Source organism: Lysinibacillus sp. NPDC097287 (assembly GCF_044761695.1).
Lineage (GTDB): Bacteria > Bacillota > Bacilli > Bacillales_A > Planococcaceae > Lysinibacillus.
This window is the reverse complement of sequence record NZ_JBIWCX010000003.1, coordinates 275759-293572: the sequence shown is the minus strand read 5'-3', so window position 1 is coordinate 293572 and position 17814 is coordinate 275759. Positions and strand designations below refer to the sequence as shown.

Here is a 17814-nt window from a genome sequence, read left to right as displayed (position 1 = left end):
ATTGTGAGAAACAGCGTAATAACAGAAATATCTACGCTTGGTGATGAGCGAGGTAATCTATCGGTAATCGAAGAAATGAAGAACATACCATTTGAAATTAAGAGAGTATTTTATATTTATGGAACAAAAGATGGTGTAAGAAGGGGGTTTCATGGTCATTACAAAACTAGACAGGCTTTGATTAGTGTATCAGGTTCCTGTAAAGTATACTTAGATAATACTAAACGACAAGAAGATGTCATACTGGATTCACCTAATAAAGTATTAATTTTAGAACCCAATGATTGGCATGAGATGTATGATTTTTCCGAGGATTGTGTGCTTTTAGTATTAGCATCAGAGTTATATGATAGCAATGATTATATTCGTGACTATGATAAATTTTTAGAAGTATATTCACAAAAAGTTCAGGAGGTATGAGATGGGGAGTTATTTTAAACACTCACATGCACTTGTTGAAACCGAGGATATAGGTGAAGACACGCGTATATGGGCTTTTGTACATATTTTAGAAGGTGCTAAAATAGGTTCGAACTGTAATGTCTGTGACCATTGTTTTATAGAGAATGATGTTGAGATTGGCGATAATGTTACGATTAAATCGGGGATATATATTTGGAATGGAGTAAAAGTTGAAAATAATGCATTTTTAGGTCCTAATGTTGTCTTTACTAATGATTTAATGCCAAGAAGTAAGCAATATCCTGAGGCATTTTTAAAAACCTTAGTCGAAGAAGGTGCAAGTATAGGTGCAAATAGTGTAATTATCGCAGGTACTGTAATTGGTAAATATTCTTTAGTTGGAGCAGGCTCGGTTATCACAAAAGACGTTCCAGCGTACTCAGTAGTATTTGGGAATCCTGCAAAGTTTAAATATCATATTTGTGAATGTACAGAGAAATTGCATTTTATCTCTGAAAAAGCTGAATGTAGTTGCGGCAAGGAATATATAAAATCTCCAACAGGAGAAGTGGCTCAATTATAATAGGGGTGAACTATAAATGATTCAATTTTTAGATTTAAAAAAACTAAATGAAAAGCATTATGATTCAATTAGTGCCGCATTAGATAAGGTTCTAAAATCTGGCTGGTATATTCTTGGTGAATCTGTAAATGAGTTTGAAAAGAAATTTGCAGCTTATTGTGGGACAAAGTATTGTATTGGGGTAGCGAATGGATTAGATGCACTTTCTCTAATAGTAAAAGCATATGATATTGGCGAAGGTGATGAAGTTTTAGTACCTTCAAATACGTATATTGCTTCAATTTTAGCTGTTTCTTCAAATGGCGCTACACCAGTTTTAGTAGAGCCAGCTTTAAGTACATATAATATTGATCCTGAAAATATTGAAAAGCACATTACTGATAAAACAAAGGCTATAATGGTTGTTCATTTATATGGACAAAGTTGTGACATGGGTCCAATTAATGAAATTGCAAAAAAATATAATTTAAAAGTTATAGAAGATTGTGCTCAAGCTCATGGTGCTATTTATGAAGGCAAAAAAGTGGGTAATCTTGGAGATGCAGCAGGATTTAGTTTTTACCCAGGAAAAAATTTAGGGGCACTTGGTGATGGTGGAGCTATAACAACAAATGATGAAGCACTATACACTAAATTAGTGGCCTATAGAAATTATGGTTCTCATAAAAAATATGAAAATCTTTATAAGGGAGTTAATAGTAGATTAGATGAAATTCAAGCTGCTGTCCTATCTGTAAAGTTAGATTCTCTTGATGATGAAAATAATCATAGACGTACAATAGCAAAGTACTATTTAGAAAATATTAAGAATGGCAAAATTATACTTCCAAAAGTTGAAGTTGAAGTTGAAGTTGATAGTCAGCACGTATGGCATGTTTTTGTAGTACGTACAGAAAATCGTGAAAATCTACAAACATATTTACTTGACAACGCTATCCAAACGATTATTCACTATCCAATTCCTCCACATAGACAAAAGGCTTATGAAGAATGGAACCATTTAAGTTTTGAGATATCTGAAAAAATTCATAATGAAATTTTAAGTTTACCAATTAGCCCTGTAATGACTATGGATGAAGTAAAAAAAGTTGTAGAGGTTATAAATAACTATGAGTAAGAAAGTTTTTTCAATTTTAGTACCTATTTATTTTAATGAGTTGAACATACCGCATACAATACCAAAACTTCAATCATTAACAGATTTGTTCCCGAATTATGAACTAGAATTTGTTTTTGTTGATGATGGTTCTAAGGATAATTCTTTACAATTGTTACTTGAAGAAAAGAAAAAAGATTCTCGAATTAGAGTAATAAAATTAAGTAAAAACTATGGGTCAATGCAAGCGATTCAGGCAGGACTAAATTACGTTTCGGGAGACTGTGTTGGAATTATTTCAGCTGATCTTCAAGACCCACCAGAGTTATTTGAGAAAATGGTGGCAAGCTGGGAGCAAGGTAAAAAAGTAGTGATGGCAACAAGAACTGACCGAGAAGAAAGTTTTTCTCAAAAACTATTCTCTAATACGTATTATTATTTAATGGAAAAGTTTGCCATTAAAGGATATCCGAAAGGCGGTTTCGATTTTGTCTTAATTGACAGACAAGTTGTTCAAGAGTTAGTTTTGATTAGTGAAAAGAATACGAATATTATGAGTTTAATTTTCTCACTAGGTTATGACCAAGAATTTATTCCATATGTCCGAAAAGAAAGAGAACATGGTAAATCACGTTGGACACTCTCGAAAAAAATAAAGTTGTTTGTAGATTCGTTTGTGAGTTTTTCATATGCCCCAATTCGTTTCATGACGATGCTAGGGTTTATAGTAGCGGCATTAAGTTTTATATATGCTTTTTTTACGATAGGAGCTTATTTAGCTGGCTATGTAGTTGTACAAGGGTGGACGACAATTATAGCTTTAGTGACATTATTACAAGGAATTATAATGATGATGCTAGGAATAATAGGAGAATATCTATGGCGTATTCTTGATGAAACGCGTAAAAAACCAGGTTATATTGTGGACGAAGTATATGAATAAAGAGATTATTCGTTTTCTATTTGTAGGTGGATTTAACACTATAGCAACCTATGGTATTTATTTAATGCTACTTTTATTTTTTAGCTATAATATTTCTTACTCTATTTCATACATAAGTGGAATTGCTATTTCTTTTTTACTGAATAGCAAATATGTATTTAAAGTTAAGTTAACATTTAGTAAAGCAATCAAATACCCTATTGTATATGTTGTTCAATATATCATTAATGTTATTGTTCTGAATTTGTTAGTGAAAAATAGTATTGTCAACGAAATGATCGCACCCATTTTAGTTATAATAATTTCATTACCGGTAACATATATCTTATCGAAATATATTTTAGAAAAAAAATCAGCTTAGGAGTGAATTTCATGAAAGGAATAATTTTAGCTGGAGGTAGTGGTACACGTCTATATCCGCTTACTCGATCAGTATCCAAACAGTTATTACCGATATACGATAAACCAATGATTTATTACCCACTATCAGTATTAATGCTAGCAGGAATTAAGGAAATCCTTATTATCTCAACACCAGAGGATACACCACGTTTTGAGCAATTACTAGGTAATGGTCAGGATTTAGGAATTCGATTGGAATATGCAGTACAGCCTTCTCCAGATGGTTTAGCGCAAGCTTTTATGATAGGTGAAGAATTTATAGGAGATGATTCTGTAGCATTAATTTTAGGAGATAATATTTTCTATGGACACAAATTTACATCAATGTTAGAAAGAGCTGCTACTAGAAGAAATGGAGCGACTGTTTTTGGTTATAATGTAAAAGATCCTGAACGTTTCGGTGTAGTAGAGTTTGATGACAATGGCAAGGTTATCTCTATTGAAGAGAAACCACAGGAGCCAAAATCTACTTATGCTGTAACAGGTCTATATTTCTATGATAATAGTGTTGTAGAAATCGCAAAATCAATCAAACCATCTCCACGTGGAGAGCTTGAAATTACTGATATAAATAAAGCATATTTAGAAGCTGGAAATCTTCATGTAGAATTATTAGGTCGTGGTTTTGCATGGCTTGATACTGGAACACATGAATCACTATTAGAAGCTTCAACATTTATTGAAACAATTGAAAGACGTCAAAGCTTAAAAGTAGCATGTTTAGAGGAAATTGCTTTTCGTAAAGGTTATATTTCTAAGGAACAGCTATTGGAGCTTGCAGAGCCTTTAAAGAAAAATGGTTATGGTCAGTATTTAGTTTCACTCGCAAATAAAAAGATATAAGGGGTCCTATAAAGTGAATTTTATTAAAACAAAACTAAAAGATGCCTATATTTTGGAACCAAAAGTTTTTGGGGATCATCGTGGTTTTTTTATGGAAACCTATAACGCTAAATTATTGGAAGAACAAGGGTTTTCTTTTAATTTTGTACAAGATAATCATGCTTTATCAAAGGAAAGTGGCGTACTAAGGGGTTTACATTACCAACTCGAGCCATTTGCTCAAACAAAGATAGTGCGAGTTACAAAAGGTGCGGTATATGATGTAATTGTTGATATTCGTGAAGGTTCCCCTACATATGGACAGTGGGAAGGGTTTATTTTAAGTGAGGATAATAAAAGGCAATTGTTAGTACCACAAGGCTTTGCACATGGTTATTGTACATTGGTAGAAAATACTGAATTTCTATATAAAGTTGATAATTACTATTCTCCAGACCATGACCGTGGTATTGCCTGGAATGATTCAGATTTAAAAATAAACTGGCCTATAACGAATCCTATATTATCTGATAAAGATACAAGGCATCCAAATTTAAAAGATTTAGAAACTCAATTCATTTATAAAGGTAAGGAATGATAGATTGATGAAAATTCTAGTAACAGGTGGAGCAGGGTTTATTGGCAGTAATTTTGTAAATTACATGGTGGATAAGTATCCTGAGTACTCAATTGTAAATGTTGATGATTTAACATATGCAGGAAATTTAGAGAATCTAAAGCAATCTGAAGGAAAACTCAATTATCAGTTTGTAAAGGCTGACATAACAGATGCTCAAATGATGGATCAACTAATTGGCGATGGCGTAGATGCTGTGATCAACTTTGCAGCAGAATCGCATGTAGATCGTAGTATTACAAACCCTGGAATCTTTGTGCAAACGAATATTCAAGGAACACAAGTGTTATTAGATGCAGCTAAGAAATACAATGTGAAAAAATATTTACAAGTATCGACTGATGAAGTGTATGGTTCTCTAGGAGCAGAAGGTTATTTTACTGAACAAACATCATTATCTCCAAATAGCCCATACAGTGCAAGTAAGGCTGGGGCAGATCTTTTAGTACTTGCATATCATGAAACATTCGGTTTACCTGTGAATATCACACGTTGCTCAAACAACTATGGACCATTCCATTTCCCAGAGAAGTTAATTCCTTTAATGATTATTAATGCATTAAATGATAAGCAACTACCAGTCTATGGCGACGGTAAGAATGTGCGAGATTGGCTACATGTAACAGATCATTGTAGTGCGATTGATTTAGTTTTACATAAAGGCATTAATGGTGAGGTTTATAATGTAGGTGGACATAATGAAAAAACGAACTTAGAAGTTGTCAAAGAAATCTTAAAGCAGCTTAATAAACCAGAATCATTAATCCAATATGTAGAAGATCGTTTAGGTCATGACCGTCGTTATGCGATTGATCCAACTAAGCTCCAGCAAGAGTTAGGCTGGGAGCCAAAGTATACATTTGAAACAGGCTTAAAAGAAACTGTGCAATGGTATTTAGAAAATCAATCTTGGTGGGAAAATATCATTTCAGGAGATTATCAAAACTATTATCAACAACAATATGGTGGTAAATTGTAATGAAGATTATGGTAACAGGGGCTAATGGACAACTAGGTCAGGAGCTAGTTAGGCAATTATCCAGTAGCGAGCATGAATTGTTTGCATTTACTAAAACGGAGTTAGATATCACTGATATAGAGAAAGTTGTTGCTGTATGTAATGATATTCAACCAAATATCATTATTAATGCTGCTGCCTATACAAATGTAGATGGAGCGGAAACAAACCAAGAACTTGCTTTTCGAGTAAATGGAATAGGGCAGCGTAATTTAGCTGTGGCAGCCGAAAAAATCGGAGCAAAAATCTGTTATATTAGTACAGATTATGTTTTTAATGGTCAAGCAAATTCGCCTTATACGGAATATATGAATGTAGATCCATTAGGTATATATGGACAATCCAAATATGAAGGTGAGTTTTTAACAAAAACCTTGAGTACTAAATATTTTATTGTAAGAACGGCGTGGGTTTATGGTGAATTTGGTCCGAATTTTGTTAAAACGATGTTGAAGTTAGCTGAAGAAAAACCAGAAATTGGTGTTGTTCATGACCAAATTGGTTCTCCTACTTATACAGTTGATTTAGCAGAGTTTTTAATTGAATTAGTGCAGACGGAGAAGTATGGTATCTACCATTGTACGAATAGCGGAACATGCTCTTGGTACGAGTTTGCTAATGAGATATTTAAGGTGACAGAAAAGGATATCGTGGTCAATCCTTTAACTTCAGAGCAATTCCCAAGACCAGCAAAACGTCCTACGTATTCTGTATTAGGGGATTTATCATTACATGTTAATGGTTTTACTCCTAGAAGGCATTGGAAAGACGCTTTATATGATTATTTAAACAAAAATAACAATCTTCTATAGATTGTTATTTTTGTTTATAAAGTTATAATTAAAATGTATTATAAATGGAATAGAGGGGTAATTTGGCTAGTATAGCTGTTCAAATAGTTACATATCACAGTGCGAATTATATTAAAGCATGTTTAGATTCAGTAATTTCTCAATCATATCCAGTTGAAAAAATAATAGTAGTCGATAATAATTCAAGTGATAATATTAAAGATGTTCTTTCCCATTATTCGAATGTCTACTTTGTTCAAAATAGCGTGAATAATGGATTTGTAGGTGGACATAATCAAGCCTTACGTTATGCTGACACAGATTATGTTTTAGTATTAAATCCAGATGTGATATTAGATAAACATTATATTGAGTATATTATGGAATATATGCAGCAAAATGAAAATGTTGGTGCAACTACTGGTAAATTATATAGAGACTTAGATAAACGTATTATTGATAGTACGGGAATTAATATTAAGAAAAATCGCCGTGCCATTGATCGAGGTAGTGGCGAAGTGGATGATGGGCAGTATGATTCATATATAAGTGTTTTTGGGGTTTCTGGGGCAGCTGCTGTTTATAAAAGAGAAATGATAGAAATGATTTCAGAAGATGGACATTTTTTTGACGAAAGTTTTTTTGCCTATAAAGAAGATGTAGATGTTAGTTGGAGAGCTAGATTAGCAGGTTGGGAAATATGTCTCATTCCTAAAGCAATAGCGAAACATGAACGGGGCTGGAAGGATAATAAATCGAGGGAAAATATTACTCTTAAAACTAGAAAACATTCATATATTAATAGGCATTATTATGTGTTCAAAAATGATAGTTTATTATACTTTTTAATGCATTTTCCTTTTATCTTTATATATGAAACAGCTTGTTTAATCTATATGCTTCTCAAAGAACCAAAGCTTTTTAGCGCATATAAACTTTTTTTTAAAGAATACAATGCTTTAAAAATTAAAAGAAAGTATATAAGATCAAATAGAAAGGTTCCTTCAAAAAAAATTTATCAATATTTTAAAGGGATATGGTAAAAGAATAAAAAATGGATTTAAGTATAGTAATCGTTAATTATAATACAAAAAAGCTAACAATTGATTGTATCCAATCTGTTATAAACTCAAAATTGAATTTTCAATATGAGATTTTTGTAGTAGATAATGCTTCTTCAGATGGCTCTGTAGAACAAATAAAAAAGACATTCCCTCCTGTGTATGTTATATCTAATAAGGAAAATGTCGGATTTTCCAAGGCGAATAATCAAGCGATAAAAGAATGTAATGGTCGATATATATTATTGTTAAATTCTGATACTATTGTAAATGAAGATACATTAGATGAAATGATACGTTTTATGGATGGAGAAACGAATGTTGGAGCTGTTGGTTGTGAAGTGAATTTACCTGATGGCACCTTGGATAAGGCTTGTCATAGAGGTTTTCCTACTCCAGAAGCATCCTTTTATTATCTGATAGGCTTAGCAAAAAAATTTCCTAATAGCCCTAAATATAATAGCTATCATAAAAGTTACATGAATATGAACGAAGTACATGACATTGATTGTTTAGTCGGCGCATTTATGATGGTTAGAAGGGAAGCAATTGAGCAAGTAGGTCTTTTAGATGAAGAATTTTTTATGTATGGAGAAGATATAGACTGGTGTTATAGAATCAAAGAGTCTGGTTGGCGAATTGTTTATAACCCTACTGTATCAATTACCCATTATAAAGGCGCAAGTAGCAGAAGAAAACCATATAAAATTGTGTATGAGTTTCATAGAGCAATGTATTTATTCCACATAAAGCATTTTGCAACAAAATATAATTTTTTCGTTAATAGTGTAGTCTATATGGGAATAGTTTTAAAACTAACATTTGCTACAATAAATAACTTTTTAAAAAGAGTTCGTTAAATTTGAAAAATAAATAGGTGATTGAAGTGATAAGAGGGAAAGAGCGCTTTATTACACAATTATACATGACAACAGATTTTGTTTTTATTCAAATCTCATTTTTTGTTGCATGGTATTTTCGATTTGTCATTAATAAAGAGCAACAAGGATCATATTTACCACTAACAGATTATTTTATTTGGAACATTGTTTATTCTGTAGCGTTCCTAGCTACTGGATTTTTGATTGGCTTATATGTTCCGAAAAGGAAAATGAGGTTTGCAAACGAAATTTCAAAAATAGTTCAAGTGCAAATCTATAGTATGTTTGTTTTATTAAGTGTTTTATTTATCGTTAAAACGATTGATATATCAAGGATGTTCTTAGCAATATATATACTTACAGGATTTTTAATTATCGTTACATATCGTTTTTTAGTTAAGTATTTTTTAAGAGCAATGAGAAAAAAAGGCTATAATCAACAGTTTGTTTTAATTTTAGGAGCGGGTTCTATTGGAAAAAGGTATATTGAAAACTTGGAGAACCATCCTGAATATGGGCTTAGTGTAATCGGTTTTTTGGATGATTTTAAACAAATTAATAGTAAACAGAAAATATTAGGTAAAATAGAGGAGCTACCAACAATACTTGAAAATAAAATAATTGATGAAGTAGTTATTGCATTACCTTTAAATGTTTTTTCTAAATACCATCAAATTATTTTAGCTTGCGAGAAAGCTGGTGTTCGAGTATCTATCGTTCCAGACTTTTATGACATACTCCCAGCTACCCCGCATTTTGAACGATTTGGGGATTTACCAGTTATCAATGTGAGAGATATACCTTTAGATGAATATGTAAATAGAGTACTTAAACGTATTTTTGATATTGTCTTTGCATTTTGTGCGATTATTGTTATATCACCTATCCTATTGTTAATCGCAATTGGTGTGAAGCTAACTTCTCCAGGTCCTATTTTATTTAAACAAGAGCGTGTAGGGCTGAATCGTAGAACGTTTTATATGTATAAATTTAGGTCTATGAAGCATATGGCTGTCGGGGCTTCTAATACGCAATGGACTGTAGAAAATGACCCAAGAAGAACTAAGTTTGGCACTTTTCTGCGAAAAACAAGTCTTGATGAGTTCCCCCAATTTTTTAATGTACTCAAAGGTGATATGAGTATTGTAGGACCAAGACCTGAGCGACCGTATTTCGTCGATCAATTTAAAGAGGAAATACCAAAATATATGATAAAACATCATGTGAGACCAGGGATCACTGGATGGGCTCAAGTATGTGGGTTGCGTGGAGATACTTCAATTGAAGATCGAATAGAGCATGATATACAGTACATTGAAAACTGGACATTGTTGTTTGATATTAGAATTATTTTGAAGACGATTATCAATGGGTTTATAAATAAAAATGCTTATTAACTGAAGTATCTATATGAATTATATAGGATGAATTATATAGGGATAAATAAGGATTGGAGCACTTCAAAAATATATTTATTTGAAGGATTCTGTATCCAAGGTATATTTAGTTTTGCATAATTCCTAAGGAGAAATTACTCCTGAGAAAATCAGTTATAAAGAAATCTAGCCATGTATTTAGTGTGTGTCAAACAGGTAAGATTATATTTAGTTGTATTAACTGATTTTCTCAATTGCCGTTTTCTTAATGGAGTAAGTACCACAATAAATGATTTAATAATGATGAATGATTCAAAAAATGAATTTTTTTCTATTTTTATTAGGAAGTGATGCTTTATGAAAAAAATCCGAAAAGCTATTATTCCAGCAGCTGGTCTAGGCACACGTTTCCTTCCTGCTACAAAAGCAATGCCAAAGGAAATGCTACCAATAGTAGACAAGCCGACGATTCAATATATAGTAGAAGAAGCTATTGCTTCTGGAATTGAAGATATTATTATTGTTACAGGTAAGGGGAAACGTGCTATTGAAGACCATTTCGATAATGCTTTTGAACTAGAAACAAACTTAATTGAAACAGGAAAGCTTGATATGCTTGAAAAGGTGCAGGAATCGGCTGATGTGGAAATACATTATATTCGTCAGAAGGAGCCGCTGGGGCTTGGGCATGCAATTTGGTGCGCGCGAAAATTTATTGGAGATGAGCCGTTTGCTGTGTTGTTAGGCGATGATGTAGTTCGAAGTGATGAACCGTGTTTAAAACAGTTAATGGGACAATATGAAAAAACATCATCTAGTGTGATAGGGGTCCAGGAAGTATCTGATAAGGATGTACATCGTTATGGTGTAATTGACCCTGTTAATACAGATGAGCGATTGATGCAAGTAACTCAATTTGTAGAAAAGCCTGCGCTTAAAGATGCACCATCAAATTATGCCATTATTGGTCGCTATGTGTTAACACCTGAAATTTTCCGTTTCTTAGATGAAAAGAAAAAAGGAAAGGGTGGCGAAATCCAACTTACAGATGCAATTGAATCCTTAAATGGAATTCAACGTGTATTTGCCTATGAGTTTGAGGGACGCCGCTATGATGTGGGTGAGCAACTTGGTTTTATTGAAACGACTATTGATTTTGCACTCGACCGAGAGGATTTAAGTGAAGGCGTCAAGGAACTAATATTGAGAAAAGCTAAACAGTTAAGTGGTGAAACTGTATGATTTTAGTTGTGGGTGGAGCTGGTTATATTGGTAGCCATTTTGTTAAAGAACTAGTCAAAATACATAATGTTGTGGTACTAGATAATCTGAGTACGGGCCATCGCTGGGCGGTGGATTCAAGAGCGACTTTTGTACAAGGTGATTTAGGAGATACTGCTACGATCCAAAATGTCTTTGATACATATAGCATTGATGCGGTGTTGCATTTTGCGGCTTTTAGTTTAGTTGGTGAATCAGTACTTGATCCTATGAAATATTATGAAAATAACGTAGCTGCAACATTAAATTTGTTAAAAGTGATGAAGAATAATAACATTGATAAGTTTATTTTTTCTTCAACTGCTGCAACATATGGCATTCCAACTGTTGCTTTGATTGATGAAAAAACGCCTACAAATCCGATTAACCCTTACGGGCGTTCTAAATTAATGATTGAACAGATGCTTGCAGATTTTGCCGAAAGTTATCAAATGAACTATGTTGTATTGCGTTATTTTAATGCGGCAGGTGCTTATGAAACAGCAGAGATAGGTGAAAGTCATAATCCAGAGACACATCTTATTCCGATTATCCTTCAGCACTTATTGGGTCAAAGAGAATCTATTTCAGTATTTGGAACTGACTATGACACACCAGATGGTACTTGTATTCGTGATTATATTCATATATCAGATTTAGCTAAAGCTCATTTACTTTCACTTCAAGGATTGTTAAATGGCACTATTGAAACAGCAACTTATAATTTAGGGAATGGCAACGGATATTCTGTAAAAGAGATTATTAAAACTTGTGAGGATGTTACAGGAAAGCTGGCTACAGTGAATTATGTAGAACGACGTGCAGGTGATCCTGCCAAGCTAGTAGCAAACGCTCAGAAGATTTATGAGGATTTAGGATGGAAGGCAAAAATCGATATTGAAGGTATTGTGAAAAGTGCTTGGGCTTGGCATTTAAAACAATGTTAACAACTAACCAACTCGATACAATTCGAGTTGGTTTTCTTTTCATTGTATGCCATAATGTACTTATCAAATTTTTCCTTAAAAAGTGAGGATTCTATAGTGATTACAGAAATAGTGAAAACAACATTGCTGAATTGTTCGCTAGATGATAGCGATATTTTAAAATATAAGGAACGTGTGCAGGCAATTCATGAAACTTTACCGAAATATGAGTTGACAGGCTGGATGGGTTCGCCATTACAGGATCATGAAGTACTACTAACTTCGATTGAACGTGTGGCAAGTGAAATACGTGCTTGTGCAGATGTGCTCGTTGTTGTAGGAGTTGGTGGCTCATTTTTAGGCGCACGTGCGATTCAAGAGGCATTGATGCCTTATTTTGGACTGGCTAAGAGCGGTATTGAGGTTGTTTACGTTGGTCTTAATATGAGTGGGGCATATATCAAGGAGCTTCTGGCGTATTTAGATACAAAGCAGGTATACGTTAATGTGATTTCGAAGTCGGGTGGAACGATGGAGCCTGCACTTGCGTTTCGCGTGATGCGTTTGTATATGGAAGAGCGTTATGGCGAAAAGGTGACGGAACGTATTGTTGTGACGACAGATGCCGAAAAAGGGATTTTAAAAGGTATTGCCGATGATGCTGGTTATCGTCAATTTGTGATTCCGAGTGATATCGGTGGTCGTTATTCGGTGTTGACGCCTGTTGGTTTATTGCCTGTAGCGGTAGCTGGTGTTGATATTCGTGCGTTAATGAATGGTGCTAGGCATGCAGCAACGGAGCTTGCGGAGTCGGATTTGGCCTACAATGATGCTTACAAATATGCCGTGATGCGTCATATGCTCTATGAAAAGGGTTATACAATTGAATTGTTAGCTTCTTTTGAGCCTGGCTTAAACAAGTTCCATGAGTGGTGGAAGCAGCTATTTGGTGAAAGTGAAGGAAAAGAGTATAAAGGTTTGTACCCTTCGACAGTGAATTTTTCTACAGATTTACATGCGATTGGGCAGTTTATCCAAGAAGGTAGTCGTGTGATGTTTGAGACATTGCTGCATTTCCACGATATTGAAGGGGATTTAGCGGTGCCATTTGATTCGCGTAATGAAGATGGGTTGAATTATTTAGTGGATCGTACTTTTAATGAAATCAATGCGATTTCAAAGCAAGGGACGGCGCTCGCACATGCCGAGGGTGAGGTACCTGTTATTCAGTTAGAGTTGCCTAAGCTTGATGCTTATCATCTCGGGTATTTGATTTATTTCTTTATGAAGGCTTGTGCGATGAGTGCGTGCTTGCTGGAGGTCAATCCGTTTGACCAACCTGGTGTCGAGGCATATAAACGTAAAATGCTAGAGTTGTTGAAAGAAGAGAAGGTGGCAAAGTAATGGTTGTTGTGAAAGAGCTTTATCATCAGTGGCAGAAAGTAGAGCTACCGGGTTATTTGTCTGAGGAACTAGAAGAGATAGTAGGGAATACCGATGCTATCGAAGATCGTTTTTACCAATATGTATCATTTGGTACGGGTGGCATGCGTGGCGTGTTAGGTGCTGGTACAAACCGTATGAATATCTTTACGATTCGTCGAGTGGCAGAAGGACTAGCTCGCTATATTTCTTCAAATGGTGAAGCGGCGAAACAACGCGGCGTTGTGATTGCTTATGATACTCGTCACTTTTCTTATGAATTTGCTTGCGAAACAGCACGCGTTCTAGGCACACATAATATCCGTGCGTATGTATACAAGGACGCAAGACCGACGCCACAGTTGTCATTTACTGTGCGTGAGCTAAATGCGTACGCGGGCGTTGTCATTACGGCTAGCCATAATCCGAAGCAATACAACGGCTTTAAGGTATACGGAACAGACGGCGCACAGCTAACGCCAGAATATGCAAATGAAATTGTCCAACATATGAATGCAATTGAGGATATTTTTGCAATTGAGGTTGAGGAACTTGTGCAGTTAGAGCAACGAGGTCTTCTTACTTGGTTGTCGTCGGATTTTGATCGTGCGTATTTAACAAAACTCTTAACATTAAAAGAGAATGACAATATTGAGCTAGATATGAAGCTTGTGTATACACCTTTACATGGAGCGGGGCTAGTGCCTGTTCGTGAAGGGTTAAAAGCTTTTGGTTTTAAGCATGTACATATTGTGGAGCAGCAAGCTGTGCAGGACGGGGAATTTCCGACTGTCTCTTATCCAAATCCTGAAGAGCCAGCTGCCTTTGCATACGCGATGGCGCTTGGGCAGGAAGTAGGCGCAGACCTTCTACTAGCAACAGATCCTGATGCCGACCGACTTGGAGTTGCGGTGAAAAGCGGTGCAGGGTATGAGCTACTAACAGGTAATCAGCTTGGTGCATTATTATTGCATTATTTATTATCGACAAAGCAAGCGAATGGTACGCTTCCGGAGAACGGTGTGCTATTGAAAACAATTGTGACGTCTGAGTTAGGAACAGCGATTGCCGAGCAGTTTGGTGTGACAACAGTGGATACGTTAACCGGCTTTAAATACATCGCTGAAAAGATTGCAGAGTATGAAAAAAGTGGTGCATATACTTATCTATTTGGCTATGAGGAAAGCTATGGCTATTTAATCGAAACGTTTGTGCGTGATAAGGATGCTGTGCAGGTTGCGTTAAAGGTAGCTGAGATGGCTGCACATTATGCAAAAGATGGACAGACATTATTAGATGGCTTACAAGCATTGTACCGTCAATATGGTTTTTATCGAGAAGCTCTTGTGTCGCAGGTATTTGAAGGGAAGAATGGCCAAGAAGAAATGAAGGCTATTTTAGATAACCTACGTCAGGATGCGCCTGAATCGATTGCAGGTATAGCGGTTGAACGTTATGAAGATTATTTAACAGGTATCGCAATTTTAGCGGACGGTACCACTGAAGAGATTGTCTTGCCAAAAGAAAATGTACTGAAGTTTGTGCTGACTGATGGATCATGGATTGCGATCCGTCCATCTGGTACAGAGCCAAAATGTAAGTTCTATTTCGGTGTTATTGGAGAAACAGCAGAAGCGGCTAGTGAGAAGCTAGAGCGTATGCAAGTTGCTTTCAATAGTTAAGTTTATAATGTACCTAAAAAATGCCCACTTTCAGTTGATTTTGAAAGTGGGTTTTCTTATTTGATGCTTATTGTTAGTGCATTAATAGAATTTACTCTTTGCATTTCATAGCAAAATATGAAATCCTTATAGATATAGAGAAATAATTTTTAGGAGAATGCTTGTGATTAAAGAGTGGGATATGCTACGAGTGATGGCGTGTCTATCAATCTTGCTACTACACGCCACGTCATGGATCATTTCAACGGTCGGGAAGTCGCCAGAGCATGAGATGTATATGTTTTTACGGATTGCCCTCTGTTTTGCGACTCCATCTTTTATTGTGCTGTCGATATTAATATTGGCTAATCGTTATCGCGAACAGGTACCGCCTGGTTTTTGGCCAAGTCGGTTACAGTTTGTCTTTGTGCCTTTTTTAGTGTGGGCGTTTGTGGATGCACTAATAGTAGAATCGATTTATCGAAATGGATTGTTAGTGGAAAAATACATAGAAAATTTGATTTTTGGTGGGTTTACAGGCTGGTTTGTCGTAGTAATTATGCAGTTATATGCAGTTTTTGCGTTGATGAAGCGCTTTAAGTGGTCGCCAGTTTGGTTTTTACCAATGTGTGTAATTATGTCGCTTGTTCATCATGCGGTCATATTACTGCCGTACCCATTTTTTGAAGACAATATGCTTATCATGCGTTTATTCTTTACTGGCTGGCTTGGATATTTTGCGTTAGCTTATTTAATAGGCATGTACTATTCACAAATAGCGGTGCTTGCGAAAAGATACCGTGTGGCGACAATCTTCCTTGTTTTGTTATCAGGTGTATATCTATATATTCGCATGCAACTTGGATATACGGAGGTACATTCGCGACGTCTTGATTTAGTGCCACTCGTGGCAAGTATCGTATTGTTTGTCATAGCGTGGGGGCAGTCTATACCATATGTTGCGCCAATACGCATAATTAGCAAGTATGCGTTTATGATTTATTTGATGCATTGGGAAGTGCTACGATTTTCGACAGACTGGTTTGTAGAGCATTTTGACAAGACGCTAGTCCGAGTACCTTTGTTAGTACTATGGACACTCTTCGTTTGTATCATACTGACGAAGCTTATTTCGTTATTACCATTTAGTCAGTGGATCGTTGGAAAAATAAAAAATACGAATAGTAAAACAAAAGCAGCGATTTCTGATTAACGGAAATCGCTGCCTTGTTTATATACAGTAGAATGAAATTGTAGCATCGCTGATAGAAAAGTAAAAATAGCCGATAGAACTTCAACTATCACTGATAAAGCATCAACAACCGCCGATAGATCTCACACAACCAATGTTATTCCGGCATCAGACGTAAGTTACGATCGTTGTATGCAAGCACAACATGATCGGGTTGCATGCTTTGTAAATAAGAAATTACATCTTTCTCTAAGTAACGCAAATCTAAAATAGTAAGTGTTTTAAAATGACTCGCTACATGGAACTGGATAGCGTTAAAGTATGAATCTTTAATGACAACGAGATGTTTGTCACTGTCATAATCTTTATTCACAATCGTTAACTCTGCGAAGTCGCGACTATAGGCATCCGCATAATTTACAAGTGTCTTGGGATCCATATGCTTCGCGCGACCGTATATCGCCTCATAAGGAGCTGTCACGCCCCCCTCGATTGTTCCGTCGAATATTGTAAACTGTGTAGCAAAGGAAGCGGGCTCGTTGTAGCAAATTTGGTCGCTATTTTCGACGGTCATGTAGAGAATTTTATTCCATGAGCCAGCAAGGTCATTTGGCAAGCACTTTGTATTCGCTTCATTATAAGGAATTGGCTGCACTGCTTCACCAAGCCTGTCGCTTAGTGTTGCGATTAGTGCCTCGTAACCAGAATAAGCACCGCGCATCGTCCAGTGATGATCGGTTTTAAAGAAATTTCTTTCTGCTGAAAAGTTGTCAGTCATGTTTTCTTGTAACTTAATATTATCTACGCCAGCAGTTGTTAAGAGTGTATGTATATTGGTATTGTTTTCAATACCGGCATCAGCGGGCATAAATTTCGGACTTGGCTCACGTGAGTAAGTCGCTTTTGCAGGTAAAGAATAAAACGTAAACGGGATATTATTTGTAGCTAATTCTTCACTAAGCTTTTGCAAATCGTTGGCAAATGAAACTAGCTCTTGCTCAGTTTTCGCAGGTGCAGGCTTAGAAATTATCCACCCACTCGCTTCATCGACAGCGTATTTATCGTTTAAATAGGTTTTGCCCATAGCACGCTGGAAGAAGACGTAGTCACGCATCCACCAGTCACGTGCAGGGAACTGATCTGAAACATAAGACTCGACCTGCTTCGACCATTCGCCAGAAAAAAACTCTTTCAAGCTAGGAGAAAGGTTTGCAGACTCGAGTGGTCGATTTTCCATTTCAGACTGTGAGCGATCCACAGTTAGTACATGGATCAAAAAGCCACCGAAAATAATGCAAAAAAACGTTATAGGAAAAAGGTAATATTGAAATTTTCGCATGA

At 35.6% G+C, this 17814-nt stretch carries 18 protein-coding genes; 17 read left to right on the top strand and 1 reads right to left on the bottom strand.

What is annotated here, in order from left to right; all coding sequences use genetic code 11:
• Positions 1-3: 3 nt before the first annotated feature.
• The 17 genes from ACIQ2D_RS06800 (at position 4) to ACIQ2D_RS06720 (ending at position 16494) form a co-directional block, all read left to right on the top strand.
• The gene (locus ACIQ2D_RS06800) at positions 4-420 is read left to right on the top strand and encodes a sugar 3,4-ketoisomerase (protein ID WP_402861361.1); all 417 of its coding nucleotides are present in this window, start codon (positions 4-6) and stop codon (positions 418-420) included.
• A 1-nt stretch (position 421) separates the two neighbouring features.
• Positions 422-985: an acyltransferase gene (locus ACIQ2D_RS06795; protein ID WP_402861358.1), complete on the top strand. Its 564-nt coding sequence runs from the start codon at positions 422-424 to the stop codon at positions 983-985.
• 16 nt (positions 986-1001) lie between these two features.
• Positions 1002-2102, top strand: coding sequence for a DegT/DnrJ/EryC1/StrS family aminotransferase (locus ACIQ2D_RS06790; RefSeq protein WP_402861355.1), 1101 nt, complete (start codon positions 1002-1004; stop codon positions 2100-2102).
• On the top strand, positions 2095-3024 hold the full coding sequence (locus ACIQ2D_RS06785) for a glycosyltransferase family 2 protein (protein ID WP_402861352.1): 930 nt from the start codon (positions 2095-2097) through the stop codon (positions 3022-3024). Before ACIQ2D_RS06790 ends, ACIQ2D_RS06785 begins: the two co-directional genes overlap by 8 nt.
• Positions 3017-3385, top strand: coding sequence for a GtrA family protein (locus ACIQ2D_RS06780; RefSeq protein ID WP_402861350.1), 369 nt, complete (start codon positions 3017-3019; stop codon positions 3383-3385). Before ACIQ2D_RS06785 ends, ACIQ2D_RS06780 begins: the two co-directional genes overlap by 8 nt.
• 11 nt (positions 3386-3396) lie before the next feature.
• On the top strand, positions 3397-4269 hold the full coding sequence (gene rfbA / locus ACIQ2D_RS06775) for a glucose-1-phosphate thymidylyltransferase RfbA (protein WP_402861348.1): 873 nt from the start codon (positions 3397-3399) through the stop codon (positions 4267-4269).
• Between the two features lie 13 nt (positions 4270-4282).
• Positions 4283-4846, top strand: a complete 564-nt coding sequence (rfbC, locus tag ACIQ2D_RS06770) for a dTDP-4-dehydrorhamnose 3,5-epimerase (RefSeq protein WP_402861345.1) — start codon at positions 4283-4285, stop codon at positions 4844-4846.
• Between the two features lie 7 nt (positions 4847-4853).
• Positions 4854-5864, top strand: a complete 1011-nt coding sequence (gene rfbB / locus ACIQ2D_RS06765; protein WP_402861342.1) for a dTDP-glucose 4,6-dehydratase — start codon at positions 4854-4856, stop codon at positions 5862-5864.
• Complete coding sequence (gene rfbD / locus ACIQ2D_RS06760) at positions 5864-6715, top strand: dTDP-4-dehydrorhamnose reductase (RefSeq protein ID WP_402861339.1); 852 nt, start codon at positions 5864-5866, stop codon at positions 6713-6715. Before rfbB ends, rfbD begins: the two co-directional genes overlap by 1 nt.
• Positions 6716-6777: 62 nt before the next feature.
• Positions 6778-7737 (top strand): glycosyltransferase family 2 protein, encoded by a 960-nt coding sequence (locus tag ACIQ2D_RS06755; RefSeq protein ID WP_402861336.1) that lies wholly within the window; start codon positions 6778-6780, stop codon positions 7735-7737.
• A gap of 11 nt (positions 7738-7748) precedes the next feature.
• Positions 7749-8615: a glycosyltransferase family 2 protein gene (locus ACIQ2D_RS06750; protein WP_402861333.1), complete on the top strand. Its 867-nt coding sequence runs from the start codon at positions 7749-7751 to the stop codon at positions 8613-8615.
• Between the two features lie 26 nt (positions 8616-8641).
• Complete coding sequence (locus ACIQ2D_RS06745; protein WP_402861330.1) at positions 8642-10033, top strand: undecaprenyl-phosphate glucose phosphotransferase; 1392 nt, start codon at positions 8642-8644, stop codon at positions 10031-10033.
• Positions 10034-10369: 336 nt separating this feature from the next.
• A complete protein-coding gene (gene galU / locus ACIQ2D_RS06740; RefSeq protein WP_402861327.1) occupies positions 10370-11254 on the top strand; it encodes a UTP--glucose-1-phosphate uridylyltransferase GalU in 885 nt (294 codons plus the stop codon).
• Entirely contained in the window at positions 11251-12219 is a 969-nt protein-coding gene (gene galE / locus ACIQ2D_RS06735) for a UDP-glucose 4-epimerase GalE (RefSeq protein WP_402861324.1), read from the top strand. The genes galU and galE overlap by 4 nt, the downstream gene beginning before the upstream one ends.
• Before the next feature lie 123 nt (positions 12220-12342).
• The gene (locus tag ACIQ2D_RS06730; RefSeq protein ID WP_402861684.1) at positions 12343-13602 is read left to right on the top strand and encodes a glucose-6-phosphate isomerase; all 1260 of its coding nucleotides are present in this window, start codon (positions 12343-12345) and stop codon (positions 13600-13602) included.
• Positions 13602-15302: a phospho-sugar mutase gene (locus ACIQ2D_RS06725; RefSeq protein ID WP_402861321.1), complete on the top strand. Its 1701-nt coding sequence runs from the start codon at positions 13602-13604 to the stop codon at positions 15300-15302. Before ACIQ2D_RS06730 ends, ACIQ2D_RS06725 begins: the two co-directional genes overlap by 1 nt.
• 163 nt (positions 15303-15465) lie before the next feature.
• On the top strand, positions 15466-16494 hold the full coding sequence (locus ACIQ2D_RS06720; protein ID WP_402861318.1) for an acyltransferase family protein: 1029 nt from the start codon (positions 15466-15468) through the stop codon (positions 16492-16494).
• Positions 16495-16630: 136 nt separating this feature from the next.
• On the opposite strand, the gene ACIQ2D_RS06715 is transcribed toward ACIQ2D_RS06720, so the two are convergent.
• Positions 16631-17812, bottom strand: coding sequence for an alginate O-acetyltransferase AlgX-related protein (locus tag ACIQ2D_RS06715; protein WP_402861315.1), 1182 nt, complete (start codon positions 17810-17812; stop codon positions 16631-16633).
• Positions 17813-17814: the final 2 nt, after the last annotated feature.